This window comes from Anaerozeibacter quisquiliarum, from assembly GCF_051162045.1.
In the GTDB taxonomy this organism is placed as follows: Bacteria; Bacillota; Clostridia; order Christensenellales; family Aristaeellaceae; genus Anaerozeibacter; species Anaerozeibacter quisquiliarum.
Genome location: NZ_JBISDI010000004.1, coordinates 13,730 through 38,179, shown reverse-complemented (window position 1 = coordinate 38,179; position 24,450 = coordinate 13,730). Strand labels below are relative to the sequence as shown.

Here is a 24,450-nt window from a genome sequence, read left to right as displayed (position 1 = left end):
CCTAGGCCACCCCCTTCTGCTGCGAGGAATAGACCTCGCGGTAAATCTCGCTCGTGTCCATCAGCTCTTCGTGGGTGCCGACCGCGCTGACGCGGCCCTCGTCCATCACCACGATCTGGTCGGCGTCCATCACCGAGGTCACCCGCTGCGCGATGATGATCTTGGTCGCGCCCGTGAGCTCGTCCGCGAGCGCCCGGCGGATCCGGGCGTCGGTCGCCACGTCCACCGCGCTCGTCGAGTCGTCCAGAATCAGCACCTTGGGCTTTTTCAGCAGCGCCCGCGCGATGCACAGCCGCTGCTTCTGCCCGCCCGACAGGTTCACGCCGCCCTGGCCCAGCTCGGTGCCGTAGCCTTGGGGGAAGCTCATGATGAAGTCGTGCGCCTGCGCCGCGCGGCACGCCCATTCGATCTCATCGTCGGCGGCGCGCTCGTTGCCCCATTTGAGGTTTTCGCGGATGGTGCCCGAAAACAGCACGTTTTTCTGCAGCACCATCGCCACCGCGTCGCGCAGCGCCCCGAGCGGGTAGTCGCGCACGTCGCGCCCGCCCACCCTGACCGTGCCGCGCGTGGCGTCGTACAGCCGCGGGATCAGCTGCGTCAGCGTGGTCTTGCCGCTGCCGGTACCGCCCAGAATCCCCACCGTCTGCCCCGCGGCGATCGACAGGCTGACGTCGGTCAGCGACAGGCGCGCTTCGTCCCCGGCGTAGCTGAAGGACACCCGGTCGAACTCGACCGAGCCGTCCGCAACCACAAGCGCCCGGTCCGCGCCCGCGTCCGTGATGTCGATCGGCTCGGACAGCACCTCGGCGATGCGCCCGACCGACGCGCGCGACAGCACCGCCATCAAGAACACCATGGACAGCATCATCAGCGACATCAGGATTTGCATGATGTAGCTGATGAAGCCCGACATCTCGCCGATGGCAAACGTGCCCGCGGCGATCATGTTGCCGCCGAACCACATCACCGCCACGATGCAGCCGTACATGCACAGCTGCATCAGCGGCATACCCAGCACCACCAGCTTCTCCGCGCGCACCTGCGCGGTGCGCACCGCCGACGCCTCCTCCTCAAACCGCACCCGCTCGTAGTCCTCGCGCACGAACGCCTTGACCACCCGGATCGCGATCAGGTTCTCCTGCACGCGGCCGTTGAGCCGGTCGTACTGCTTCATCATCTCGCCGAAGCGCGGGTAGGCGTTCTTCATGATGTAATACATCGCCCCGCCCAGAATGGGCATCACCGCCAGAAACACCATCGACAGCCGCGCGTTGATCGACACCGCCATCACCGTGGCCATCACCAGCATCAGCGGCGCGCGCACCGCCATGCGCAGCAGCATCATAAAGGTGTTCTGCACGTTGGTCACGTCGGTCGTCAGCCGGGTGACCAGCGTGGCGCTCGGGAAACGGTCGGCGTTTTTGAATGAGAAGTCCTGCACCTTGCCGAACAGGCCCTCGCGCAGATTCTTGGCAAAGCCCATGCCGGCCTGCGCCGCGAGACGCCCCGACAGCGCGCCAAAGCCCAGGCTGGCGAGCGCCAGGGCGGCCATCAAAAGGCCCATACGCACGGTGTAGCCGACGTTCCCGGCGCGGACGCCGCCGTCGATCATCGCGGCCATCAGCATCGGGATCAGCACCTCCATCAGCACCTCGCCCACCATGGCGAGGGGTGCGAGAGCGGCGACGCGCCGGTACTCGCGCACATACGAAAGCAGTTTTCCGATCATATGGCCTCCCAATCCTCGATCTTTACGTTATATGGAAGCCATTATAGCGGGGCACTGTGGCGGTCGTTGGCCCTCTTGCGTTAATTGCGTGTGATTTCGATGCTTGCGCGATCGGCCGCCAGGCGGTATAATCAAACCGATCGGACAGGAGGACGCCATGCAGCTTCGCTACTTTCAAAAGGGCTTCAACTACGCGCAGGACGGGCCGGGCAACCGGCTGGTCTACCATTTGACGGGCTGCAACATGCGCTGCCCCTGGTGCGCCAACCCCGAGGGCATGGCCATGGACGCCCCCTGCCGGACGGAGCCGGTGGAGGCGGTCGCCCAATCGGTGGTCTCGGCGCGGCCGATGTTTTTCGACGGCGGCGGGCTGACGCTGACCGGCGGCGAGGTCACCGCGCAGCCGGTCGCCGCGCGCGCGTTGCTGGATATGGTGAGGCGGGAGGGCGTGCACACCTGCGTCGAGACCAACGCGGCGAACGAGCGGCTCCATGAATTGCTGCCGCTGATCGACCTGCTGATCGCCGACTTCAAGCACCCCGATGACGAAGCGCATCGGCGCTTCACCGGGCTGTCCAATGCGCTCGTGCGGCGCAATCTGATGGATGCCGCGCGCGCGGGGCATAAGATGCTCGTTCGGGTGCCGCTGATCCACGGCGTCAACGACGACGACGGCGCGCTTAACGGCTTCACGGAATTCTTTGAACAACTGGCGCTGCCGGGCGTGCGCGTCGAGATTCTGCCCTACCACGAATACGGCAGGGACAAGTGGATCCGCGCGTACGGGCGATACGACATGCGGGACGCGTTTGTGAGCGCGGAAACGGTGCGCGCGTTTGAGCGCGCGTTCGAGGCCGCCGGGATGAACGTGGTCCGGACATAAAAGGGAGGCACTTTCTATGGCGACGATCGGGACACCTGCGCGCGTCACTCAGATGGCGAACGCGCTGTTTCAAGAGGAGCGGGCGATGAAGCGGCTGGACGGCTGGTTCCTCGTGCGGGAATCGCATATGCGCCATGCGGCCGAGTACGCGCAGTTGCCGCCGATGGAACGCGCGGCCTGCCTGCTGCGCGAGGCGATCAAGGAACTTAAGCTGTCGATCAGCGAGCACGCGCTGTTCGCGGGCACGCAGCGCGACGCGTTCGCGCGCTCCTACGCGCTAATCAACCCGAGCTTTCAGGTGGAGTCGTTCGCCGGCTACTGCGACCCGACCGCGGTGTACGGGGACATCGAGCCGAACGATGAATTCCCGGCGGAGCGCATCGCCAGGGCGCGCGCGTTTGACTCGGGCAGCGACTACGTGCGCGCGCTGTCGGCCACCTACGCGCGCCACGAACGGCTGACCGGCGAGGTGGCCTTCTTCATGGAGCAGGTGACCGGGCACATCGTGCCCGATTTGCGCGCCATGCTCTCGGGCGGCGTGCGCGCGGCGATCGAGCGGATCGACCGGCGGATTTCCGGGGAAGCGGACGAAAACGTGCGCTCGAACCTGAACGCCATGCGGATCGCGCTCGAATCGGCCTGCCTGCTGGCCGGGCGCTACGCCCAGCTGGCGGCGACGCTCGAGCAAGCGGCGGAGGGCGAGCGCAGGGCGCAATTGACCAGGATGCGCGAGGCGCTCGAGAAGGTGCCCATGCGCGGCGCGGACACGCTGTACGAGGCGATCCAGAGCTTCATGCTGCTCTGGCAGGTGATGTGCCTCGAGCAGGCCCCGAACCCGTTCGCGTTCTCGGTGGGCAATGCCGACCGCATCTTCGAGCCGTTCCGCGCGAAGGAGCGTTTACCGCGCGAAGACGCCGCGGCGCTGCTCAAGCACCTGCTGGTGTTCTTCAACGTGGGCGACCGCAGCTGGGCCATCTCGCAGAATCTGATCGTGGGCGGGCGCGACCTTAAGGGCAACGACCTGACCTGCGAAACCAGCTACGCGCTGCTCGACGCCTACTTCGACATGAACCTGCCCCAGCCCATCCTGTCGATCAAGCTGCACAGCGGCACGCCCGACCGGCTGTACGGGGAGATGGGTCGGTTCTTCTTCACGCCAGGCTGCCTGACGCCCTCGCTGTTCAACGACGACGCCATGTTCGAGGTGCTGCGCGCGGGCGGCATCGCGGGAGACGACCTGCCCGACTACGGCATCGCCGGCTGTCAGGAACCGCTCATCATGGGCAAGGACAACGGCAACACCACCAACACCTGGCTGAATCTGCCGAAAATTCTGGAACTGACGCTGTCGGGCGGCACTTCCACGGTGACCGGGGCGAAGATCGCTACCTATGTGCAGGACGCGCAGCCGCTCGAGGCGCTGCGCAATGTGCGCGAGCGCTTCTATGAAAACCTCAGGCACTTCCTCGCTCAGATGGAGGACGCGGCCAACGGCGCGTCGCGCGCGGTGGCTCGCCTGCCGGTGCCCTTCCTGTCCACGCTGATGGGCGGCATCGAGAGCGGCTACGACATGCGCGACGCCGCGCATCAGGGCACCCGCTACAACGCCAGCGGCTGCCTGATCCACGGGCTTTCCGTGCTGGCCGACTCGTTTGTGGCGATCGACTGCCTGCTGCGCGACCGGCCCGAGGACGCGGGCCGACTGCTCGAGGCCTTGAAGCGCAATTTCGAGGGCGACGAAGAGCTGCGCGACTATCTGCGCGCCTGCCCCAAGTTCGGCGGCAATGAGGACGCGCCCGACGCCGAGGCCGCCGAGATCGCGGACAAGGTGTCGGACATGGTGGCTTCGCTCAAGAACTACCTGGGCAACCCGTTCCGGCCCGACTTCTCCACGCCCTCCACCCACCTGCTGTACGGCTACTGGGTGGGCGCGACGCCCGACGGGCGCGGCGCAAGGGAGATGCTCAACTACGGCGTGGACCCGCTGGCCGGCGACGCCTCGGGCGGGTTGGGGCTGCGCACGCTGTCAGCGATGAAGCTGCCTTACATCAAATTCACCGGCGGCTACGCCTCGCACTTCGGCATCGACCCCAAATACTTCAAGGGCGAGACGCTGATGGAGAAGGGGATGGAGTTCAAGCGCAAGGTGTTCTCGCCGCTGTTCTTCAACGAAATGAACGAACGGCTGGCCCCGTTCTACCTGTACCTCAACATCACCACGCCCGAGATGCTGCGCAAGGTGCTGGCCAATCCCAAGAAGTACGCGCCGGGCGGGGTGTACATCATGCGCATCCACGGCACCTTCGTCAACTTCCTCGACCTGTCGCCCGCGATCCAGCAGGACATCATCAAGCGGCTCGATCCGGCGTCGACGACCATGGAGGTGGCCGGATGAATGTGATCGGCCTCGATATCGGCACCACCTCGCTGTCGGCGGTGGTGGTCGAGGACGGCGGGCGGACGCTGGCCGCGCGCTCGGTGGACAGCGACAGCGCGATCCCCGGCCGGCCGTGGGAGCACTTGCAGGACCCGGTGGTCATCGTGGCCCGCGCGCTCGAGCTGGTTAAGCAATTGGCGAACGAATACGGCCCGATCGCCTCGATCGGGCTGACCGGGCAGATGCACGGCATCCTGTACCTGGACGCGGAGGGAAAGGCGTGCAGCCCGCTGTATACCTGGCAGGACGCGCGCTGCGAGTTGAAGCCTGGCGGCGGTTCCGATGAAACCTACGCCGCTCGGCTGTCCCGGCTGACCGGCCACAGGATGGCGACCGGCTTCGGCGCGGCCACCCATGATTGGCATGTTTTGCACGGCTGTGTGCCTGAGGGCGCGGTGCGCTTCTGCGCGATCCACGACTACGTGGGCATGGTGATGACCGGCCGCAAGACGCCGCTCACGCACATCTCCGACGCGGCCAGCTTCGGCCTGTTCGACGCGGCCTCGGGTGCGTTCGACGCGGCGGCGATCGCACGGGCCGGGCTCGATATGTCGTTCTTCCCGGAGGTGGCGCGCGGCGCGGAACTGCTTGGGTTTACGCACGGCGGCATTCCGGTGTCGGTCGCGATCGGCGACAACCAGGCCGGCTTCCTCGGCGCGGTGCAGGGCGACGAGGCCGTCATGGTCAGCGTGGGCACCAGCGGTCAAACATCGCTGACGTCGAACGCGACGGCGCTGCCCGACTGCCTGGACGCGCGGCCGCTGAACTTGGGCGACCGGATCCTCGTGGGCAGCACGCTGTGCGGCGGGCGGGCATACGCCCAATTGGAGGCGTTTTTCCGCTCGTGCGCGGCGCTCGCGGGCATCACCCCGGCGCGCCTTTACCCGGCGATGAACGCGCTGGCGCCGGGCGCGCTGGATCTGCCCGACAAGCTGGTCGTCGATACCCGCTTCGCCGGCGCGCGCCACTGTCCGGACGCGCGCGGCTCGATCGCGGGGATCACGACCGGCAACCTGACGCCCCAGCACCTGATCGGCGGCGTGCTCGAGGGCATCGCCGCGGAACTGCATGAGATGTATCGGGCGATGCTGCGCGCCGGCGCTCAGCCGCGCAGCGTGCTGATCGGCGCGGGCAACGCGGTGCGCAACAACCCGGCGCTGGTCGCGGCGCTCGAGCGCGCGTTCGGCCTGCCGCTCAAGATGCCCGTCCACCGCGAGGAAGCCGCCTACGGCGCGGCGCTGTTCGGCATGGCCGCCGCCGGAGGGCGCACGCTGGCGCAAGCGCGGGCGCTGATCGCGTATCAATAGCCCCCGAAAGGGCAGGATTGCGAGGTGTCGTCTGTACGACCCTCAGGCGGGCGGATATCATCCGCCCGCGGCCTGTTTGGAGAACTCTCAAGCTTCATCCGATCCTGTCGACGGGGTCACCACCCCGCCTGCGGGCACCCACTACGGGGTCACCACCCCGCCTGCGGGCACCCCTCCAGGGAGGGGAATGGGGGGAATGGGAAGGGGCCGCGACGCTTGCGCCGCAGCCCCTGTTTTGTCGGACCTTACTTGCCGAACAATTGCACCCAGTGCATCGTGTTGTTTACCTTGTAGGCGCACACGCCGATCGAGCCGAACGACTCGCGCAGGATGTTCTGGCGATGCCCGGACGAGCTCATCCAAGAGGCCATCACCTTGTCGGCGGTCTGCTGGCCGCGCGCGATGTTCTCGCCGCGCGCCGCGCTCGACACGGTGCTCCACTTGCTGCCGTCGGGGCGCGTATGGCTGAAGAAACCGGCGATCTCACTGGCGCGCACGCAGGCCGCGCGGGTCAGCTCGCTCGACACCTTGAGCGCGGGAAGACCGGCCTTCTGGCGGTCGGCGTTGACCTGACGCACCACTTCCTGGGCCATCGCGTCCATGTTGGTGCCGCCCTTGACCGCGCCGGCATCCTTGCCGGGCTTGCAGTTGGCCTGGCCGTTCGGGCACTTCGAGCCGGGCTTTGAGCTGGCCGTGCACTTGCCGTTCTTGCACGAGGAACCCTTTTTCTGATCCGCCTTGCAGCTCGCCCTGGTGCAGCCTGTGCGCGTGCACTGCTTCGCACTCTGCCCCTGATTGGCCTTGCAGCTCACCGTAATCTTCGCCGACGCGGGCACCGCCGCCATCAGACATACCAGCAACATCGCCGTCAATTTCCTAAGCTTCACAATTGATCCCTCCAATGAAATGAATTTGAAATATATTTCAATGGAATTGTAACTTTTAATCCAGGGCTTGTCAATAGGATTTGGCGAATTGGCACGCATTACCAGCGCCGCGATCCGCCCGCGCCCCTCCCCGGGGGGCGCGAATGCGATTGCCTACCCGGCTCGGAATCGCCGCCCGTCCGCCTGCCGCCCAGCCGCCCGCGAAGCGGGCAAACGGACGGGCGGGAACCTTTCGAGCCCTCGCGCGAAGCGCGGGCGTCTTGACACTTAATATTGAATGCAATAGAATGTAAGAAATGCAGTTGCAGACACATGGGGAGGACAATGCGGAGCATGGGCAATCGGGTCGGGCGGTGGGTTATGGGCGCGGCGCTGGGCGTCTATCTCCTCGTAGGGATGGGGATGGGGCCGACTTCGGCGACGGGCGGGCCGGTCGTCGCGCCGCCGCAGTTGCCGCCGCGCCCGACGGCCTCGCCCGGCCCGACCGCGACGCCGCTGCCGGTGTACGCGGACACGCTGAAAATCGATCACCAGGCGCAGCCGTCCAGCATGGTCGCGCCCGAGCCGGTGCAGGTGCAGATCAGCCTCGAAAACCCGGCGGCCGAGCCGATCGGCGAGATCCGCATCTGCCGCGACAACGGCGCGGTGGTCAAAGAGGTGGGTGTGCTGCCCAAGGACGGCAAGGCCGACGACAAGTTTTCCGATACGATCACGCCCACCGACGCCCAGCTGGACGAGGGCAGGATGATCTACCTCGTCCGCTACACGCTGGGCGTGGGCAAGCCGGGCGCGAGCGCGCGGGAGCGCGCGGTCGTGGTGCCGATCACGCGGCTGCCGGCCGAGCCGGGCGTGGAGTTCACCCGCTCGATCCCGGTCGCCAGCGCGCGCCCGGGCGAGGAGGTGTCGATCGCCTACCGTGTGCGCAACACCGGCAACGTGGCGCTCACCCACCTGTCGGTCACCGACGGGGACGCGGGTGAGGTGGGCGCGCTCGACCGGCTCGACCCGGGCGAGCGCAAGACCTTTTTCCACCGATTCGTGATGGAGGATACCTTCACCTCCAATCCCAAGCTCAGCTATTCGCACCGCGCCACGCGCGATACCTTCGAGAAGGAGTTGGCGGGCGCGGCCATCTACCGCGCCGACGAGCGGCTGAGCATCACGCTCGAGGCCGACCGCTCCGCCGTGTCGCCGGGCGAGGTGGTGACGCTCACCTACCGCGTGGTCAATCTGGGCGACGTGCCCTACGACCATCTGCGCCTGACCGACCAATTGATGGGCGAGCTCGTGGGGCTGCCCTCCGAGATCAAGGTCGGGCAGGACTGCGTGTTCACCAAGGCGGTGAAGATGACCGCGACCACCACCTTCCTGTTCACGCTGACCGGGCAAAGCCCCGGCGGCAGCCCGCTCGAGGCCGCCAGCAACCCGCTCACGGTGGCGGTCAAGCCGGCGCTCGACGACGTGAAGCTAACGCTGACCGCCCGGCCCGCGGCGCTCCGGCTGACCGGCCCGGGCGAGGTGGACTTCACGCTGACGGTGCGCAACGAGGGCGAGCTGGACCTCATGGGCGTGAAGCTCAACGAGCGCGAGCGCGGCGAGATCCGCACGCTGGCCGTGGCCGCGCCGGGCGACACCGAGACAGCGGTGCGCTACGCGGTGAACGAGCCCGGTACGTTCCAGTTCATGGCCGAGCTGACCGACTCGAAGGGCGGGCGGCTGACCGTGATGTCCAACGAGGTGGCGATCGATTTCGGGCGGGACGGACGGCAGGCCGAGCCACAGGGCGCGCCCGACGACGCGCCCGACGACGCGCCCGACGGCGCGCCGTACCGGCTGTCCGACAGGCCGGCCGCGTTTCGGCAGATGATGGCGGGCGTGCTGGTCGTGTTGGCGGTGCTGGCTACCGTCATGGCCGCCTCCGCGGTTTCGCGCCGGCGGCACAAGCGCCGGCTGCGTGACAAGCAACTGCGCAAGCTCCGGCGCGACTACCGGCGCGGCCAGCTCGAGGACGGGCGCCAGCAGACCCGCCCGCATCCGGCGGTGTCCGCGAAGCCGCGCCAGCCGTCCGATCACGAAACGCGCCGGCCGGGCAGTATAGGCAAGGGCAATGGAGGCAAGTGAGGCCATGTTTTCAGGATTTACCGATCGCACGTTCGAATACTACATGGCGATCCGGATGAACAACAACCGCGCGTTCTTTGAGGCCAACCGCGGCTGGTACGAAGGCGACGTGAAGCGGCCGATGCTCGAGCTGATCGAGGCGCTCGCGCCCACGGCGCTTGAAATCGACGCCCAGCTCGACGCCCGGCCCGCGCGCTGCCTGGCCCGAGCGATGCGCGACGTGCGCCGGCTGCACGGTCAGCCGGCCTACCGAGACTACAGCTTTTTCAAGTTCCGGCGCTTGGGCGAGGATCGGTACACCGCGCTGGGGCTGTTCTTCGACCTGTCGGACGACGGGGCGAGTTACGGCTGCGGCATCTATGAGAAGAACGTGCCGCTGATGAATGCGTTTCGGCGCGCCATCCTGACCGAGCCCGAGCGCGTGCTCAAGCTGACAGGGCGCGCCGAGCGCGCGTTTACGCTTTATCCCGATACCGTGAAGCGCATGGCGGTGCCGGAATCGGTGCCGGACGCGCTCAGGCGCTTCTACCCGATGCGCAGATTCTACATGCAGCGGGAGATACGGGATTTCGCGCAGATCAAGTCGCCCGCCCTGGTCGATGAGATCGTCCGGGGCTACGGCGAACTGAAGGGGCTGTATCAGTTCATCCAGGCGCTGACGCCGATCGACGACCGATCTTGAACCGCTGAAACACGCGATTGAGATATATCAGAAACCCCAGCGAAGACGAAGGAGTGACCATCCATGAGCAAACGCGACCGTCTCACCGTAAACGCAATCCGCATCCTATCCGCCGAAGCAGTACAGCAGGCAAAGTCGGGGCATCCCGGCATGCCGATGGGCGCGGCGGCGATGGCGTACGCCCTGTGGGGTAAGCACATGAAGCACAACCCCAAGAACCCCAACTGGCCCGACCGCGACCGTTTCGTGCTGTCGAGCGGCCACGGCTCGATGCTGATGTACTCGCTGCTGCACCTGTTCGGCTACGGGCTGACGATCGACGACATCAAGCAGTTCCGCCAATTCGGCTCGAAGACGCCCGGCCATCCCGAATACAGGCACACGGTGGGGGTAGAGACCACGACCGGTCCGCTGGGCCAGGGCATCGCGAACGCTGTGGGCATGGCCATGGCCGAGGCGCACCTGGCGGCCAAGTTCAACCGCGAGGGCTACCCGGTGGTCGACCACTACACCTACGCGATCCTCGGCGACGGCTGCATGATGGAGGGCATCTCGCACGAGGCCTGCTCGCTGGCGGGCACGCTCAAGCTCAAGAAGCTGATCGCACTCTACGACGACAACAAGATCACGATCGAAGGCTCGACCGAGCTGGCGTTTCAGGAGGACGTGGCGGGCCGCTTCCGCGCCTACGGCTGGAACGTGATCGACGTACCCGACGGCAACTGCGCCCAGCAGGTGGGGGCGGCGATTCGGCTGGCAAAGGGCGCGGACAGGCCTTCGCTAATCATCTGCCACACCGACATCGGCTTCGGCTCGCCCAAGGCCGGACATCACTCGGCGCACGGCGAACCGCTGGGCGAGGAGAACATAGCGCTCACCAAGAAGAACCTCGACTGGCCCTGCGCGGAGCCGTTCGAGGTGCCGGACGAGGTCTACGAGACCACCGGAAAGGTCGTCAAGGATGGGCAGAAGGCCGAGGAAGACTGGCGGGAGATGTTCGACGCGTGGTCGACGGCCTATCCCGAGCTCGCCGAGGAGTGGGCGCTGTGGCACGGCGAACTGCCGTCTGACGTGCTGGCCGACGAAGGCCTGTGGGCGTTTGACAAGGCCGACGCCACGCGCAACGCCTGCGGCGCGGTGCTGAATCGCCTGGCAGCGAAGCTTAACAACCTGTTCGGCGGCAGCGCCGACCTGGCGCCTTCGAACAAGAGCTACATGAACGGCCGGGGCGATTTCTCGGCTGCCGACTATGCCGCGAGCAACCTGCACTTCGGCGTGCGCGAGCACGCGATGGCCGCGATCTCGAACGGCATCCAGCTGCACGGCGGCCTGCGCGCCTACTGCGCCACCTTCTTCGTGTTCAGCGACTACATGAAGAACGCCATGCGCATGTCGGCGATCATGGACATCCCGGTGACCTACATCCTGTCGCACGACTCGATCGGCGTGGGCGAGGACGGCCCCACCCACCAGCCGGTGGAGCACCTGGCGGGGCTGCGCGCCATACCGGGCCTGATCGTGTTCCGCCCGGCGGACAGCCGCGAGATGGCCGCGGGCTGGGTGGTGTCGCAGACGATGGGCCATCCGACCGCGCTGGTGACCACGCGTCAAAATTTGCCGCTGTACGAGGCGAGCGGCCCCGCGGCGCTCAAGGGCGGCTACATCCTGCTCGACAGCGATAAGGCGACCCCCGACGTGATCCTGATGGCCTCGGGCTCGGAGGTCGAGCAGTGCGTGGGCGCGAAAGAACTGCTGAAGGCCAAGGGAATCGACGCGCGCGTGGTATCGATGCCCTCGTTCGAGCTGTTTGAGATGCAGGACGCGGCCTACCGCGAATCGGTGATCCCGAATGCGGTGCGCGCGCGCGTGGCGGTCGAAGCCGGCGTCGCGATGGGCTGGGAGAAATACGTCGGGCTCGACGGCGCGATCGTCGCCATGCAGGGCTTCGGCGCGTCGGCCCCCTACAAGCAGCTGTTCAAACACTTCGGCTTCACCGCCGAGAATGTGGCGGAGCAGGCCGAAAAGGTGGTAAAGCGTTGGCATTATCGCGATTAAATCAGCCAGGGTTTGGGTATACAATACTCAGACGGCTCAGGGAAGCGCCGCGCGCAGGAGCACGCGGCGCTTCCGGCTTTTGGAGATAGAAGGAGGTTGTTGCGATGAAGCACATCATCGAGGACATTCGGGCGATTCAGGTGTTGGACTCGCGGGGCTGGCCCACGGTGCGCTGCGAGGTGCGGCTGACGGACGGCGCGCTGGGCTGGGCCGTCGTGCCCTCGGGCGCGTCGACGGGCGCGCACGAGGCGTATGAGAAGCGCGACGGCGGCGAGGCCTACCTCGGCCGCGCGGTCACGCAGGCGGTGGACAATGTGAACGGCCCGATCGCGCGCGCGCTGATCGGCCTGGACGCCACGCGCCAGCTTAAGATCGACGACGCGATGATCGCGCTCGATGGCACGAAGAACAAGAGTCGGCTGGGCGCGAACGCGATCCTGGCGGTGTCGATGGCGGTGAGCCGCGCGGCGGCGGGTTCGCTCGGCATACCGCTGTACCGGTACCTGGGCGGCGCGTACGCGCGCACGCTGCCGGTGCCCATGATGAACATCCTGAACGGCGGCGCGCACGCCAGCAACAACCTGGACATCCAGGAGTTCATGGTCCGGCCGGTCGGGGCGAAGGACTTCCCCGAGGCTGTGCAGATGTGCGTGCACGTCTATCGGGCTTTGGGCGCGCTGCTCAAGGCGAAAGGGCTGTCGACCGGCGTGGGCGACGAGGGCGGGTTCGCGCCTGACCTTCCGGGCGACGAGGCGGCGCTCAAACTGCTCGTCGAGGCGATCGAGCGCGCGGGGTACAGGCCGGGCACGGACGTGACGCTGGCGCTGGACGTGGCGGCGACCGAGTGGGCGCAGGCGGACGGCACATACCTCTTGCCCAAGCAGAATAGGCGCATGACGCGCGAGGCGCTGATCGCGCATTACGAGGCGCTGATCCGCTCGTTCCCGATCGACTCGATCGAGGACCCGCTGGGCGAGGACGACTTCGAGGGCTTCACCGAGATGGTCAAGCGCGCCGGCATCCAGGTCGTGGGCGACGATTTGTTCACGACCAACCCCGAGCGGGTGGAGAAGGGCATGAAGGAGAAGAGCGCCACCGCGGTGCTGATTAAGCTCAACCAGATCGGCACGGTGAGCGAGGCGATGCAGTGTGTGCGCATGACGCAGGCGGGCGGCTGGCAGGCGGTGATCTCGCATAGAAGCGGCGAGACCGAGGACAGCTTCATCGCCGATCTGGCCGTGGCGACCAACGCCGGCCAGATCAAGGCCGGCGCGCCGGCGAGGACCGACCGCACGGCGAAATACAATCGGCTGCTGGAGATCGCGGACGAGATGGCCCGCGACATGGGGTAAACTCAGCCCGCGCGTAAGCGCTCATGGGTGTCCAGAGGGCAAAGCCCTTTGGCAGGGGTCCAGGGGACAGCGTCCCCGGCCACCGGAGGTCGTAACCCCCGCCTCCAAACTTCCAAACGGACCCCCCTTGGCCGGGTGCGCCCGGCCAAGGGGGGTCCGTTTGGAAGCCTGCCGACGCAGGGAGGCGTACGTGCCTCCGGCGGCCAGGGACTCCGCCCATTGGATCCCCGCCAAGGGGACTTTGCCCCCTTGGAACCCCCATGAGCGCTCACGCGCAGGTCAGGGCTTCATCGATCGCCCTATCTGCGCGAACGCCTTCACGCGCGCATCCAACCCCGGATATTTCTTCACCGCTTCCGCGCCGAAGAATCCCTTCGCCGGATCTTCGGTCGCGCGGTTTTCGTGCGCGATCAGCGCCCAGGTCGACTCGTACAGGTGCCGGAACTCGCTCGCGCGCTGCGCCATGCACACGAATGACTGCCGGGGCTGGTTGATGTCCTCGCCGCTGATCTCAAACATCTCATAGCGCTTGCACAGAGCGCGCAGCCGCTCAAGCTGCCCCACCGTATTGCGGCTGGGCATATAGCATATCGCCCGGTAGCCGGTTTGCCTCAGGTACGGGAACAGCTCGTCCAAGAAAGCGTCCTCGAACTGCTGCGCGCGCTTGTCGCCGGTCACCGAGTCGCCCACGTCGCCGAGGTAGGGATAGGCCATGATCGCGCCAATTTCATCCGCGAAATCCATGATCTCCTTGAAATCGACCAGCTCGTCGGTCGCGTCGACGTAGAACTTCGAGATCAGCTCCACCTTGATCCAGCCGATCAGGTCGTACAGCATGAACGGATTGTTCGCGTCCATGAGGTAGCCCTCGATGCGCTCCGCGATGGGCAACTGCAAGTCGCGCTTGATGAAGTCGACCAGCCCCTGTCCCGCGCCGAAGCGCTCGATCAGCTTGGTCGCCAGCGCGCTCGACAGGTGGCGCTCGGTGATCGTGCCGCCCGCCTCGAACATCGAGATCGGCACGACGTCCCGGTCGAAGTCGAGCTCGATGCCGTGCGCGCCCATCATGCCATTGAGGCCCGCGACCATCTTGCGGTTGCGCGCGTTGCGCAGAGCCCGGCGCGGCGCGAAGTAATCGTCCAGCGTGCGCACCTTATCGTGCGGTACGCCGTGGATCGTCAGGTAGGCCACGCCGAGCTGATCGGGGTTGTTCATCTTCATGCCCTCAAACGGCGTGCCATCCATCGTCGCGCGGCACTCGATGCCCACCGTGCCCGGAATGCCGACGATGCGGCATGCTTCGAGGAACTCCTCCGCGCCCGCGACCGAGTCGTGATCGACCAGCCCGCAGGTACACAGGCCCGCCTGCCACGAAAACCAGGCCGCCGCCGTCGGCGAATAGGGCGAAAACGAAAAGGTGGTGTGGATGTGGTTGTTCACGTCCTCATGCGTTTCGGGGAGCGGCAATTTGCCCGCGCGCGCTTGCGCGACCAGCTTGCGCAAATTTTCCAGGCGCTCCGGCGCATTCAGCAGTTTCAGGGCTTCTTCGCGGCTGATGTTTTCCATGATAATTTCCTCCGTTAATCAATACCGAAAAATCGCGATCCGTTGTCAAACGCGGCCTCGGCCAGCGCCTCGGGGGTCATGCCGCGCAGCTGGGCGATCCGGGCCGCCGTGTGTGTTACGTGCGCGGGCTCGTTGCGCCGTCCGCGCAGCGGCTCGGGGGCCATGTAGGGGCAGTCGGTCTCGATCATCAGGCGCTCGATCGGCATTTTCTGCGCCACTTCGACGAGCTTCGCCGCGTTCTTGAAGGTGATTACACCGGTGAACGAGATGTACATGCCCATGCCGAGGTACTGCTTGGCGCTCTCCCAGCTGCCGCTGTAGCAGTGCATCACGCAGCGCGGCAGCGTGCCCGCGCGATGGCGCGCGGCCAGCAGCTCTGCGGCCTCGCCGTGCGCCTCGCGGATGTGCAGCACACAGGGCTTGCCCAGGCGGTGCGCCATTTCAAGTTGCGCATCGAACGCCGCGCGCTGGGCGTCCCTCGGCGAGAAGTCGTAGTGGAAATCCAGCCCGATCTCGCCGAGCGCCATCACCTTGGGCCGCGCGAGATAGCCCTCGAGTCGCCGCGCGACTTGCGTCTCCCAGCGCGACGCGTCGTGCGGATGCACGCCGAGCGCCGCATATAGGGGATCGTGCGCAGCCGCCAGCTTCAAGACCGCGGCGGCGGCGCCTTCGTCCGAGGCGTCGCCCACCACCACCGCGCGCGCTATGCCGCCTTCGCGCATCCGCTCAAGCACGTCCGCGAGGTCGTCCCGGAATCGCTCGTCGGTCAGGTGGGCGTGGGTGTCGAACAGCTTCATCAGCCGATCTCCCAGCCGCCGCCGACCGCGTCCTCGACGGTCAACAACTTCAAATGGCCCGCTTCGTCGCTCGCGCACAGCAGCATGCCCTCGGACACGATGCCGCGCATCTTGCGCGGGGCGAGGTTGGCGACCAGCACGCAAGTCTTGCCCACCATCTCCTCGGGGCTGTAGTGCTGCGCGATGCCGCTGACCACGGTGCGGATTTCACCCGACTTGAGTTCCAGCGTCTCCTTGAGCAGCTTGTCGGATTTCTCCACTTTTTCACAGGCGATCACCTTGGCGGTGAGCAGCTTGACCTTGAAGAAGTCGTCGATCGAGATCGGCGCGGCCTCCTCGAACGCGGCGTGACCCTCGTCCTTCGCGGGCGGCGCTTCGGGCGCGGGCGCGCTCTCCGGCTCGGGGGAGAGCGCCTTGAGCTCCGCCTCGATGTCGATGCGCGGGAACAGCGCCTCGCCCTTCTTGACGACGGTGCCCGGCGCGATCAGGCCGAACTTTCGCACCGAGGCCCAGTCCTTGAGCGAGGGGTCGGTCACGCCCAACTGCGCGAAGATGCGCTCGGGCGTGCGCGGCATCGCGGGCGCGATCAATACCGCCACCGCGCGCACGCACTCGGCCAGCGTGTACAGCACCGTGCCCAGCCGCTCGCGGCCGTCCTCGCGCTTGCCCAGCACCCAGGGCTGGGTCTGGTCGATGTAGCGGTTGGAGTCGCCCACCAGCTTCCAGATCTCATGAAGCGCCAGCGAGAACTGCAAACCGTTCATGTGCCCCTCGACGAGGCCCGGCAGCGCCTCGAAGCGCGCCTTGAGCGAAGCCTCGAGCTCGGTATCCGGGCCGGGCGCGGGCAGCACGCCGCCGAAGTACTTCTCGATCATGGCCACCGTGCGGCTGACCAGGTTGCCCAGGTCGTTGGCGAGGTCGGCGTTCATGCGGGTGAGCAGCGCCTCGTTGGTGTAGTTGCCGTCCGCGCCGAAGGGCATCTCGCGCATCAGGTAGTACCTGAGCGCGTCCGAGCCGTAGCGGCGGACGATCGGCTGCGGGTAGACGATGTTGCCCTTCGACTTGCTCATCTTGTCGTTGCCGAACAGCAGCCAGCCGTGGCCGAACACCTGCTTGGGCAGCGGCAGCCCCAGCGCGTGCAGCATGATCGGCCAGTAGATCGTGTGGAAGCGCACGATCTCCTTGCCCACCAGGTGCACGTCGGCGGGCCAGTATTTTTGCATGAGCGCGTCGTCAGGCGTGGTGTAGCCCAGCGCCGTGATGTAGTTCGACAGCGCGTCGACCCACACGTAGACCACGTGCTTTTCGTCGAAGTCCACCGGGATGCCCCACTTGAACGAGGTGCGGCTGACGCACAGATCCTGAAGCCCCGGCCGCAGGAAGTTGTTCAGCATCTCGTTGGCGCGCGACGGCGGCTGGATGAACTCGGGGTGGGTTTCGATGTAGTCGATCAGCCAATTTTGATATTTGCTCATGCGGAAGAAGTAGCTCTCCTCGCGCATCTTTTCCACCGGCCGACCGCAATCGGGGCAGTTGCCGTCCTTGAGCTGCGTGGGCGTCCAGAACGCCTCGCAGGGCGTGCAGTACATGCCCTCGTAGTCGCTCTTGTAGATGTCGCCCTGCTCGTAGAGCTTGCGGAAGATCTTCTGCACGGCCTGCTCGTGGCGCGGCTCGGTGGTGCGGATGAAGTCGTCGTACTCGACGTCCATGTCCTTCCATAGCGCCTTGGTGGCCTCGCATATGCCGTCCACCAGCGCCTGCGGCGTCACGCCTTGGGCGGCGGCGCTGCGCTCGATCTTCTGGCCGTGCTCGTCGAGGCCGGTCAGGAAGTACACGTCGTACCCGGTCTGCTTCTTGAACCGGGCCATCGTGTCGGCGGCCACCGAGCAGTAGGTATGACCGATGTGCATGTTGCCGCTGGGGTAGTAGATGGGCGTGGTGATGTAGAAGGTCGGCTTGGACATGAGCGTGTTCCCCCACTTCGTCATTCTAAAAAAGCCCCTCGCCGCGGCGGCGAGAGGCGTAGGCTTCTATCGAATTATTATAGGCGTCTTGGGCAGAAATTGTCAAGCAATTCTTGGCAAAGCAGGGCGGCCGCCTGCAAAACTTCCCCCGGGAGGGCCGCAGCCGGAAGCGATTGCCCTGTTGGTAAAGGCTGTCGCGCGCAATGCAATCTATGCATTCACGTGTACCCTGCTGCCGGCGGGGGTCTTCTCGACCCAGACCTGCCTGTCGATCCGTTCGCGCAGCTCGGATACGTGGGAGATGATGCCGATCGTGCGGTCGGCCCCCGCCATTTCGCCGAGCGTCCGGATGGCGAGGTCGAGCACCTCCGCGTCCAGCGAGCCGAAGCCCTCGTCGATGAACATCGCGTCCAGGCGGATGCCGCCCGCGCTCTGCTGCACCACGTCGGACAGCCCGAGCGCCAGCGAGAGCGAAGCCATGAACGACTCCCCGCCCGACAGGCTGTTCGCCGGGCGGGCCTTGCCCGTGTAGGCGTCGAGCACCTCGATCTCAAGGCCCGACCGCCTGCGCCCGTCGCCGCTCGCGGTCTGCCGGAGCAAGGTGTAGCGGTGCTGGCTCATCAGCTTCAGCCGCTGGTTGGCGGCGCGCAGGATGCGTTCGAAGTAGGCCGTCTGCGCGTAGGTCTCAAAGTCCAGCTTGCCGTTGGCGGTCTCCGCCAGCTGCTTCACGGCGGCGTAGGCTCGCTCGACCGCGTCAAAATCGACGGCGGCGCGGCGCAGCTCGGCGAGCGCGCCCGACGTCTGGTTCAGGCGGGCCTTGACTTCGTCGCGCCGCGCGCTCAAGGCCGACGCCTCGGCGGCGACCGCTGCGGCGTCGGCGCGCAGCGCGGCCAGGTCGGGTTGTTCCCTGTCCGCGGTTTCGCGCGTAAGCCGCAGGGTGTCGCGCTCCAGCCGCTCGCCGTCCTTCTCGTAATCCGCGACTTGCCGTTTCAGGTTTGCGAGCTCGGCCTCGGTCACGAGCGCGGCCAGGTATGCCGCCTCGTCGGCGAAGCGGTGGGCGCGCAGGGCCTCCGCGTACCGGGCCTTCGCGTCGTCCGACAGCCCCGACAGCTTCCGCGCGTTCGCGGTCCGCTCCGATGTCAGCACGGTTGCGGCCTGATGCGCCGATTCGGCGGCGGTCTTGCGCCCGGTCGCGGCCTCCCAGCGCCGGGTGAGCTCGGCAAGCGCCCGCTCATCCGCTTCCCTTTGGGCGGTCAATGCGGCCGCCTCGCCTCGCGTATGGGAGAGCAATGCGGCAAGCGCTGGGCCCGATTGTGCCCAATCGGCGTCGGGCGAAAACGCCGCGAAGTCGGTGAGAAAAACCCGGATCAGCGTCTCAACCTCGGCCGCAAGCGCGCCGCATGCCGCCGATTGTTGCTCGCGCTGCGCGCCGGCTTTCTCCTTTGCGGCCCTGGCCTTTTTCAGCCCTTCCTCGCTCACAGCCTCATCCGATAAGGCGGCGGGGGAGGGATGTTCCTTCGAGCCGCAGACGGGGCAGGGCTGGCCGTCCGCCAACCCGCGCGCGAGGACGCCGGCCTGGTTGCGAAGAAACGCCGCTTCCAGCGCCCTGTGCCTGCCGTCAGCCTCGGCAAAGGCGGCTTCGGCCGATTCGTACGCCGTTTGCGCCGCCGACAGCCGTTCCTGCCCGGCGGCGATTTCGGCGCGGCCCGCTTTAAGCTGATCCAGTTTTTTCAGCCGCGCCTGAACGGCCTCCCATTCCCTTGTGCGCGCGGCGAGCGCGGACTGCGCCTCGGCGAGCGGCGGCAGGCCGCCGACCGCCTGCGCCGCCTGCCGCAGCTCCTCGAGCGCGGCCGCTTCCTGCCGCCGCGCGGCGTCCAGGGCGTCCAGGGCGGCCTGATGATTCGCCGCCGCCCTCGCCGCGTCGAGCGCGAGCGGCCGTACCGCGCGCAGCGCCGTCTCGCCGCGCGCGGCGCGCCGCCTCGCCCGCTCGATTTCGGCGGCCTGCCCGGCATGCGCCTCGAGCGTGGCCCGGCACGCCGCGAGATCGGCGAATTTCTTGCCCAGTTCCTCGGCGACGGCCAGCGCGGCGGCAAGCGCCTGCTTGGCCTTGTCGCATTGCGCGAGCCGCCCGTCCGCCGCGGCCAGCGCCGCGCGGTCGGCCGCGATTTGCGCCGCCCACTCGGCGAAGCGCTCCTCGCGCCGGTAGACGTCGACGCCATGGCGCTCGAAGTCGTGGATGATGAGCTCGCGCCGCTCGCGCTCGCGCTTGGAGCGCGCCTTGAGCCGCTCCTGGAACTGCTTGAGCGCCCCCGTGCCGAATATGCGGCGCAGGATCGCCAGCCGCTCGTCGGTGCCGCTCGAGAGGAAGCGCAAAAAGTCGTTCTGGGCGATCATCACGATTTGCGCGAACTGGTCGCGGTCGAGCCCGACGATCTCGGCGATCTTCGCCTTCGTGTTGCGGTCGCCGCTCATCACCGTGCCGTCGGACAGGGTCAGCTCGACCTCCTGCCCGGTCTTTCGGATCGCGCGCCGGACGCTGTAAGAACCCTCGCCGCAGGCAAAGTCCAGCTCTACGTAGATTTTCGCCTTATCCTCCGCGAAGTCGGAGCGGAGCATGGCGTAGTCGTCGCGGCCGGCGCCGCTCGCCTTGCCGAACAGCGCGAACGAGATCGCGTCGAAGATCGTCGTCTTGCCCGAGCCGGTCTCGCCCGCGATCAGGTACAGCCCGACGCCCAGCTCGGCAAAATCGATCGTCTGCACGTCGGCATAGCAGCCGAACGCGCTCATGGTCAGTTTCAGCGGTCTCATGCCTCATCCTCCCCTTCGAGCAGCTCGCGCACGATGCCCGCCTGCTCCGCGCTCATCGTAGAACCCTGCACGTCGAGGAAGAACTCGCCGAACAGCTCGTAGGGCGTAAGCGCCGCCGCCTCGCCGTCCGCCGCGATCGAATCCAGGTCGACGCGCGTGCGCGCGTTCTCAAAGTCGAGGCTCATGACATGGGGGTAGACGCTGCGCAGCTTGCCCATCGGGTCGACGAGCTCCGCCTCGTCGGTCAGCACGACGCGCAGGTAGTCCTGCCTGTCGGCGAGCGAGGCAATCCCGTCGCTCGTAAGCACTTCGAGCTCGCCCACAATCTCGCGCATGTCGTGCAGCGGGGAAAGCGGCAGCACGGTGACGCTCAGCGCCCCCTTCTCGCCCAGCTCCACGAGCGAGACCGACTTTTCCTGCCGCCACTCGGAGAACGAATACTTGACCGGCGACCCGGCGTAGCGCAGGTGCCTGGCGCCGACCGACTGCGCCCCGTGCAAATGCCCGAGCGCGACGTAGTCGAACCGCTCGATCAGCGTAGCGTCCACCGCGTCCAGCCCGCCCACCGGATTTATCTCGGATTCCGAGCGCAGAAGCGCGGTGCCCGCCTTCGTGTAGAATTGATGTGACAGCAGCACATTGCGCGCGGCGTAATCGATGTTTGCCGCGTCCAGCGCCGCCGCGACCGCATCGTCGTAGCTGCCGATCGTCCGCTCGCCGCGGTATCCGCGTACCGAGGATGGCTTGACGAACGGCAACATCCAGAAGTGTACGTCGCCGTACTCGTCGCCCAGCGTGACATGGCGGACGCCGCCGTCAAACGCGCCGCACAGGAACAGCCGCTGATCCGCAAGCAGCCGGCTGGCAAAGCCCAGCCGCTCGGGCGAGTCGTGGTTGCCCGCGATCAGCAGCACCGCGACCCCCTCGCGCGAAAGCGCGGTCAAGAAATCGTCGAACACACCCACCGCCCGCGCATCCGGCACCGCGCGGTCGTACACATCGCCCGCGATGACCACCGCCGCGGGCCGCTCGGTTTGGACATACCCGATGATCTGCTCAAACGCGTGCCGCTGCTCCCCGAGCATCGAAAACCCGTTGACGTTCTTCCCGATGTGCAGGTCGGCCAGGTGAAGGAATTTCATGGGCGGTCACACGCTCCTCTGTATCAATGCCGCCGCGCGGAGCGCCGCCTGCAAATCCCCTTGCGCGAAGTCGTCCGCATCCCCTGCATCCCCGTTCGTCAGCGCGGACGCGATGCGCAGCGCCTTGAGGTTGTCTTCCGGCATCGCGCCGCCATGTGCCGGGCGGAATTTCGGATTTCATGCGCCTTACGGCGCTCCCTATACACAAATTATACAAGACGGCTCGCGCAAAAGCAAGGTTCGCGTTCTTTGCCCTGCCGGCTCCGCTATCCCCCGGCACCGTGCGGCACCGAACCGCCGCCGCGTCTTCTGGCTGCGAAGGGACGAAAATCCCCTCGCCTGATGGGCGCGTTCATGATTTCGATTGGTATCAGGCGCGCGTGACGCCGGGTGGGATGCTCGGTTTTATTTTCGGGGACGGCCCGTCGGGGCATGATGGAGAATGGAGCGATTGCATGGCGGTTCTCGATACCCGCCGGCAATCGAGAACCTTTTTCGATATATTCATCTGGAGCCCTATAATACGGCTCATTAGCATTGACATTTTTTATTCAAGAGCATATAATAACGATGTCAGGAATTTCTGATATGGGGAGCAAAAGCATGGAGACATTTTACAAGCGAAACGCGAAGGTGTTCAAGGCTTTTTGCGATGAAAGAAGGCTGCGCATCCTGAGACTGCTACAGGGCGGTGAAAAATGCGCCTACTTGCTGGTTGAGGAAATGAATATGCCTCAGTCCTCACTCAGCTACCATATGAAGGTCCTGTGTGAGTCGGGCGTCGTGGAAGGGCGGCAAGAAGGGGTATGGACCCATTACCGCATCAGCGAGAAGGGCAGCCTTTGGGCGATGGCGCTTCTGGAAGAAATCACGATGGCCAAACCGGCCCAGGGAAACGACGTCGCGTGCTGCGGAGTATAGCTCATCCTTCATTCGCTCGGTATATCCTGCTGATACCGATCTCAACCATGCCCGCATCCATCAGGCAGCGCCAGGACGAGGAACCCACCCGCCTGATGGACGCATGAATGGTTTCGATTGGTATTACTGTACTTTCGTCGGGATTTCATGACATCTTTAGCGCATTATGGACACGGGGGAATCTCTATGCGCACTTCATGGTCCACAAAACGGTATTGGAACCGGACGACGCTGTTGTCCCGGACCGTCTCGAATTCTCCTTTGTTGCCGGAGCCGCTTCTTGGAAACCGGTCGGTGCAGTAGGTCGCGCAGAGGGTTCCATAGGTGGAAACCGCGTAACTGAACCTGCCCGCATACGGCAGCACCACGGTGAGCGTATAGGTATTGTTGCCGATATAATACATGCGGGTGAGTTCGCTATTGGAGTCGTTTGCGGTTGCGCCCACATAGGGCTGGAAACTGCCGTACACGACCACCTTTTCCGGCAGTTTCAGGCCCGTCTCCGGATCATATTCATAGCGGGCGCCGTACCGGAGCAGGTGTTTGGGATTGCCATATTGTTCGCGGAGGGCGTTCCCGGTTTCCCAGCACGCGCTTACCGCTTCTTCCTGTCCAAAACCCATGGGGCAGGCGGCGCTCCTGTCGTTGAGCTGATAAAACGGCTGCATATCCATTTGCCCGTTGTCCGCTCGTATACAGGAGACTGCGGCGTCGCTGAGCATTCTGCGCAGCGGCACTTCAAAGTAGGCGTTGATGTTGTTGACCTGGGTCCATTTGTAGGTGTATTTGAGAAAATGATCCCTCTCTCGCTTGGGCTGGTTTGCGAACCAGCCGATCTGGTCATAGCCCCACCAATCCATCTGAGAAAGCTGCTGCCGGGAATACCGCTCCGGATGATCGACCATCCTGCCGCCCCAGTTGTCATACTCCATCAGGTAGGGCATGACGTCGTCCGTAAAGCCGTTCGGGTTTTCACCGCCCTCGCTGAAGCCTTCCCGCACCAGCACCAGCCTTTCGCCGTCCTCATTCGGCAGGGCCGCCCGGGTAAACGGCATGGCATGGTAATCAAACAGCAATTTGCCATGGACGTTCACTCCGTGCGTATGGGCGTCCAGCAGCACCTTGTGCCGCCGCGCGTGAATGGCCGCGTAGCCGCGAATCCGGTTAAACAGCTCATAGGTCTTCTTCATGCCCCTGTCGTTTGCGGTATAGAGATGGACCTGCCCCATGTGCAGCGCTTCATACCCGCAGTCGATGTAGCGGGTGGCGCGGTAGTAGAACCACATCCTCGCTTCGATCCGGTTCAGATCCGGAATGCCGCCGCGCTTTGCCGGATCGCGTCGCGCGTCGTCTACGAATCCCCTGGGCTTTTCCGGGAACAACGCGTCCGCCCAGCGGAAGCGGCGCTCCTCTACCGGCAGGCCGAACGCCTGAAACACGTAAGGCGGGATGAGGACTTCTTCCATCCGCTCCACGACGATTTCAAATACGCAGGACTGCAGGATGATCTCCGGGTCCATATGGTGAACGCGCTGCGCGAGCGCGCTGGATTTCTGGAAATGCTCCTCGTCGTCATCGGTCATGTACCAGACCCCGGAGGCCCGTCCCAGGAACTTGGCACCCAGCCTGCGGACCACGCGCAGGTCATCCTTCAACGTGTCGCTGTCGATCAGGCCCGCGGCGGTCACGGCCCTGGAGAGATAGCTCTCCAACACCTCCCGGTCCATGTTTCCATCAAAATCAAAACGCATAACATTCCTCCGGCCTTATCCTTCGGCCTCGCGCTTCACGGCGCGCCC

Annotated in this window: 17 protein-coding genes; 8 read left to right on the top strand and 9 right to left on the bottom strand. The window is 65.8% G+C overall.

The window, feature by feature from the left end:
- Window position 1: 1 nt before the first annotated feature.
- Window positions 2-1,729: an ABC transporter ATP-binding protein gene (locus ACH6CV_RS02570; protein ID WP_456356596.1), complete on the bottom strand. Its 1,728-nt coding sequence runs from the start codon at window positions 1,727-1,729 to the stop codon at window positions 2-4.
- A 157-nt stretch (window positions 1,730-1,886) separates the two neighbouring features.
- On the opposite strand from ACH6CV_RS02570, the gene ACH6CV_RS02565 reads away from it, so the two are divergent.
- From ACH6CV_RS02565 to ACH6CV_RS02555, 3 genes are read left to right on the top strand one after another with little or no spacing between them, the layout of a single operon-like run.
- Entirely contained in the window at window positions 1,887-2,612 is a 726-nt protein-coding gene (locus tag ACH6CV_RS02565; RefSeq protein WP_456356595.1) for a radical SAM protein, read from the top strand.
- A 16-nt stretch (window positions 2,613-2,628) separates the two neighbouring features.
- On the top strand, window positions 2,629-5,007 hold the full coding sequence (locus ACH6CV_RS02560; protein WP_456356594.1) for a pyruvate formate lyase family protein: 2,379 nt from the start codon (window positions 2,629-2,631) through the stop codon (window positions 5,005-5,007).
- A complete protein-coding gene (locus ACH6CV_RS02555; RefSeq protein WP_456356593.1) occupies window positions 5,004-6,356 on the top strand; it encodes a sedoheptulokinase in 1,353 nt (450 codons plus the stop codon). The genes ACH6CV_RS02560 and ACH6CV_RS02555 overlap by 4 nt, the downstream gene beginning before the upstream one ends.
- Before the next feature lie 245 nt (window positions 6,357-6,601).
- On the opposite strand, the gene ACH6CV_RS02550 is transcribed toward ACH6CV_RS02555, so the two are convergent.
- Window positions 6,602-7,243, bottom strand: coding sequence for a CAP domain-containing protein (locus ACH6CV_RS02550; RefSeq protein WP_456356592.1), 642 nt, complete (start codon window positions 7,241-7,243; stop codon window positions 6,602-6,604).
- Between the two features lie 333 nt (window positions 7,244-7,576).
- Between ACH6CV_RS02550 and ACH6CV_RS02545 the strand changes: the two genes are divergently transcribed.
- The 4 genes from ACH6CV_RS02545 to eno all read left to right on the top strand — a co-directional run bounded on the left by ACH6CV_RS02545 (window position 7,577) and on the right by eno (window position 13,453).
- Window positions 7,577-9,364: a COG1470 family protein gene (locus tag ACH6CV_RS02545; RefSeq protein WP_456356591.1), complete on the top strand. Its 1,788-nt coding sequence runs from the start codon at window positions 7,577-7,579 to the stop codon at window positions 9,362-9,364.
- 4 nt (window positions 9,365-9,368) lie between these two features.
- Window positions 9,369-10,046 (top strand): DUF2461 family protein, encoded by a 678-nt coding sequence (locus tag ACH6CV_RS02540; RefSeq protein ID WP_456356590.1) that lies wholly within the window; start codon window positions 9,369-9,371, stop codon window positions 10,044-10,046.
- 63 nt (window positions 10,047-10,109) lie between these two features.
- Window positions 10,110-12,101, top strand: coding sequence for a transketolase (tkt, locus tag ACH6CV_RS02535; protein WP_456356589.1), 1,992 nt, complete (start codon window positions 10,110-10,112; stop codon window positions 12,099-12,101).
- A 104-nt stretch (window positions 12,102-12,205) separates the two neighbouring features.
- The gene (eno, locus tag ACH6CV_RS02530; RefSeq protein ID WP_456356588.1) at window positions 12,206-13,453 is read left to right on the top strand and encodes a phosphopyruvate hydratase; all 1,248 of its coding nucleotides are present in this window, start codon (window positions 12,206-12,208) and stop codon (window positions 13,451-13,453) included.
- Window positions 13,454-13,732: 279 nt separating this feature from the next.
- On the opposite strand, the gene ACH6CV_RS02525 is transcribed toward eno, so the two are convergent.
- The 6 genes from ACH6CV_RS02525 to ACH6CV_RS02500 form a co-directional block, all read right to left on the bottom strand.
- The gene (locus tag ACH6CV_RS02525) at window positions 13,733-15,019 is read right to left on the bottom strand and encodes a PHP domain-containing protein (protein WP_456356587.1); all 1,287 of its coding nucleotides are present in this window, start codon (window positions 15,017-15,019) and stop codon (window positions 13,733-13,735) included.
- 14 nt (window positions 15,020-15,033) lie between these two features.
- Window positions 15,034-15,816: a TatD family hydrolase gene (locus ACH6CV_RS02520; RefSeq protein WP_456356586.1), complete on the bottom strand. Its 783-nt coding sequence runs from the start codon at window positions 15,814-15,816 to the stop codon at window positions 15,034-15,036.
- Complete coding sequence (gene metG, locus ACH6CV_RS02515) at window positions 15,816-17,780, bottom strand: methionine--tRNA ligase (RefSeq protein ID WP_456356678.1); 1,965 nt, start codon at window positions 17,778-17,780, stop codon at window positions 15,816-15,818. Before metG ends, ACH6CV_RS02520 begins: the two co-directional genes overlap by 1 nt.
- A 210-nt stretch (window positions 17,781-17,990) precedes the next feature.
- Window positions 17,991-20,588 carry an AAA family ATPase gene (locus ACH6CV_RS02510; protein WP_456356585.1) on the bottom strand — a complete coding sequence of 866 codons (2,598 nt, stop codon included), beginning with the start codon at window positions 20,586-20,588 and terminating at the stop codon, window positions 17,991-17,993.
- Window positions 20,585-21,730, bottom strand: coding sequence for an exonuclease SbcCD subunit D (locus ACH6CV_RS02505; RefSeq protein WP_456356584.1), 1,146 nt, complete (start codon window positions 21,728-21,730; stop codon window positions 20,585-20,587). The genes ACH6CV_RS02510 and ACH6CV_RS02505 overlap by 4 nt, the downstream gene beginning before the upstream one ends.
- Before the next feature lie 6 nt (window positions 21,731-21,736).
- A complete protein-coding gene (locus ACH6CV_RS02500; protein ID WP_456356583.1) occupies window positions 21,737-21,874 on the bottom strand; it encodes a hypothetical protein in 138 nt (45 codons plus the stop codon).
- Between the two features lie 459 nt (window positions 21,875-22,333).
- Here ACH6CV_RS02500 and ACH6CV_RS02495 point away from each other — a divergent pair, with 459 nt between their 5' ends.
- Window positions 22,334-22,651, top strand: coding sequence for an ArsR/SmtB family transcription factor (locus tag ACH6CV_RS02495; RefSeq protein WP_456356582.1), 318 nt, complete (start codon window positions 22,334-22,336; stop codon window positions 22,649-22,651).
- 164 nt (window positions 22,652-22,815) lie between these two features.
- On the opposite strand, the gene ACH6CV_RS02490 is transcribed toward ACH6CV_RS02495, so the two are convergent.
- Entirely contained in the window at window positions 22,816-24,402 is a 1,587-nt protein-coding gene (locus ACH6CV_RS02490; RefSeq protein WP_456356581.1) for a hypothetical protein, read from the bottom strand.
- Window positions 24,403-24,450: the final 48 nt, after the last annotated feature.

Excerpts from the sequence above, each read along its gene's own strand:
- ACH6CV_RS02570 (WP_456356596.1), bottom strand. The coding sequence starts at position 1,729 with ATGATCGGAAAACTGCTTTCGTATGTGCGCGAGTACCGGCGCGTCGCC.
- ACH6CV_RS02565 (WP_456356595.1), top strand. The coding sequence starts at position 1,887 with ATGCAGCTTCGCTACTTTCAAAAGGGCTTCAACTACGCGCAGGACGGG.
- ACH6CV_RS02560 (WP_456356594.1), top strand. The coding sequence starts at position 2,629 with ATGGCGACGATCGGGACACCTGCGCGCGTCACTCAGATGGCGAACGCG.
- ACH6CV_RS02555 (WP_456356593.1), top strand. The coding sequence starts at position 5,004 with ATGAATGTGATCGGCCTCGATATCGGCACCACCTCGCTGTCGGCGGTG.
- ACH6CV_RS02545 (WP_456356591.1), top strand. The coding sequence starts at position 7,577 with ATGGGCAATCGGGTCGGGCGGTGGGTTATGGGCGCGGCGCTGGGCGTC.
- ACH6CV_RS02540 (WP_456356590.1), top strand. The coding sequence starts at position 9,369 with ATGTTTTCAGGATTTACCGATCGCACGTTCGAATACTACATGGCGATC.
- tkt (WP_456356589.1), top strand. The coding sequence starts at position 10,110 with ATGAGCAAACGCGACCGTCTCACCGTAAACGCAATCCGCATCCTATCC.
- eno (WP_456356588.1), top strand. The coding sequence starts at position 12,206 with ATGAAGCACATCATCGAGGACATTCGGGCGATTCAGGTGTTGGACTCG.
- ACH6CV_RS02525 (WP_456356587.1), bottom strand. The coding sequence starts at position 15,019 with ATGGAAAACATCAGCCGCGAAGAAGCCCTGAAACTGCTGAATGCGCCG.
- ACH6CV_RS02520 (WP_456356586.1), bottom strand. The coding sequence starts at position 15,816 with ATGAAGCTGTTCGACACCCACGCCCACCTGACCGACGAGCGATTCCGG.
- metG (WP_456356678.1), bottom strand. The coding sequence starts at position 17,780 with ATGTCCAAGCCGACCTTCTACATCACCACGCCCATCTACTACCCCAGC.
- ACH6CV_RS02510 (WP_456356585.1), bottom strand. The coding sequence starts at position 20,588 with ATGAGACCGCTGAAACTGACCATGAGCGCGTTCGGCTGCTATGCCGAC.
- ACH6CV_RS02505 (WP_456356584.1), bottom strand. The coding sequence starts at position 21,730 with ATGAAATTCCTTCACCTGGCCGACCTGCACATCGGGAAGAACGTCAAC.
- ACH6CV_RS02500 (WP_456356583.1), bottom strand. The coding sequence starts at position 21,874 with ATGCCGGAAGACAACCTCAAGGCGCTGCGCATCGCGTCCGCGCTGACG.
- ACH6CV_RS02495 (WP_456356582.1), top strand. The coding sequence starts at position 22,334 with ATGGAGACATTTTACAAGCGAAACGCGAAGGTGTTCAAGGCTTTTTGC.
- ACH6CV_RS02490 (WP_456356581.1), bottom strand. The coding sequence starts at position 24,402 with ATGCGTTTTGATTTTGATGGAAACATGGACCGGGAGGTGTTGGAGAGC.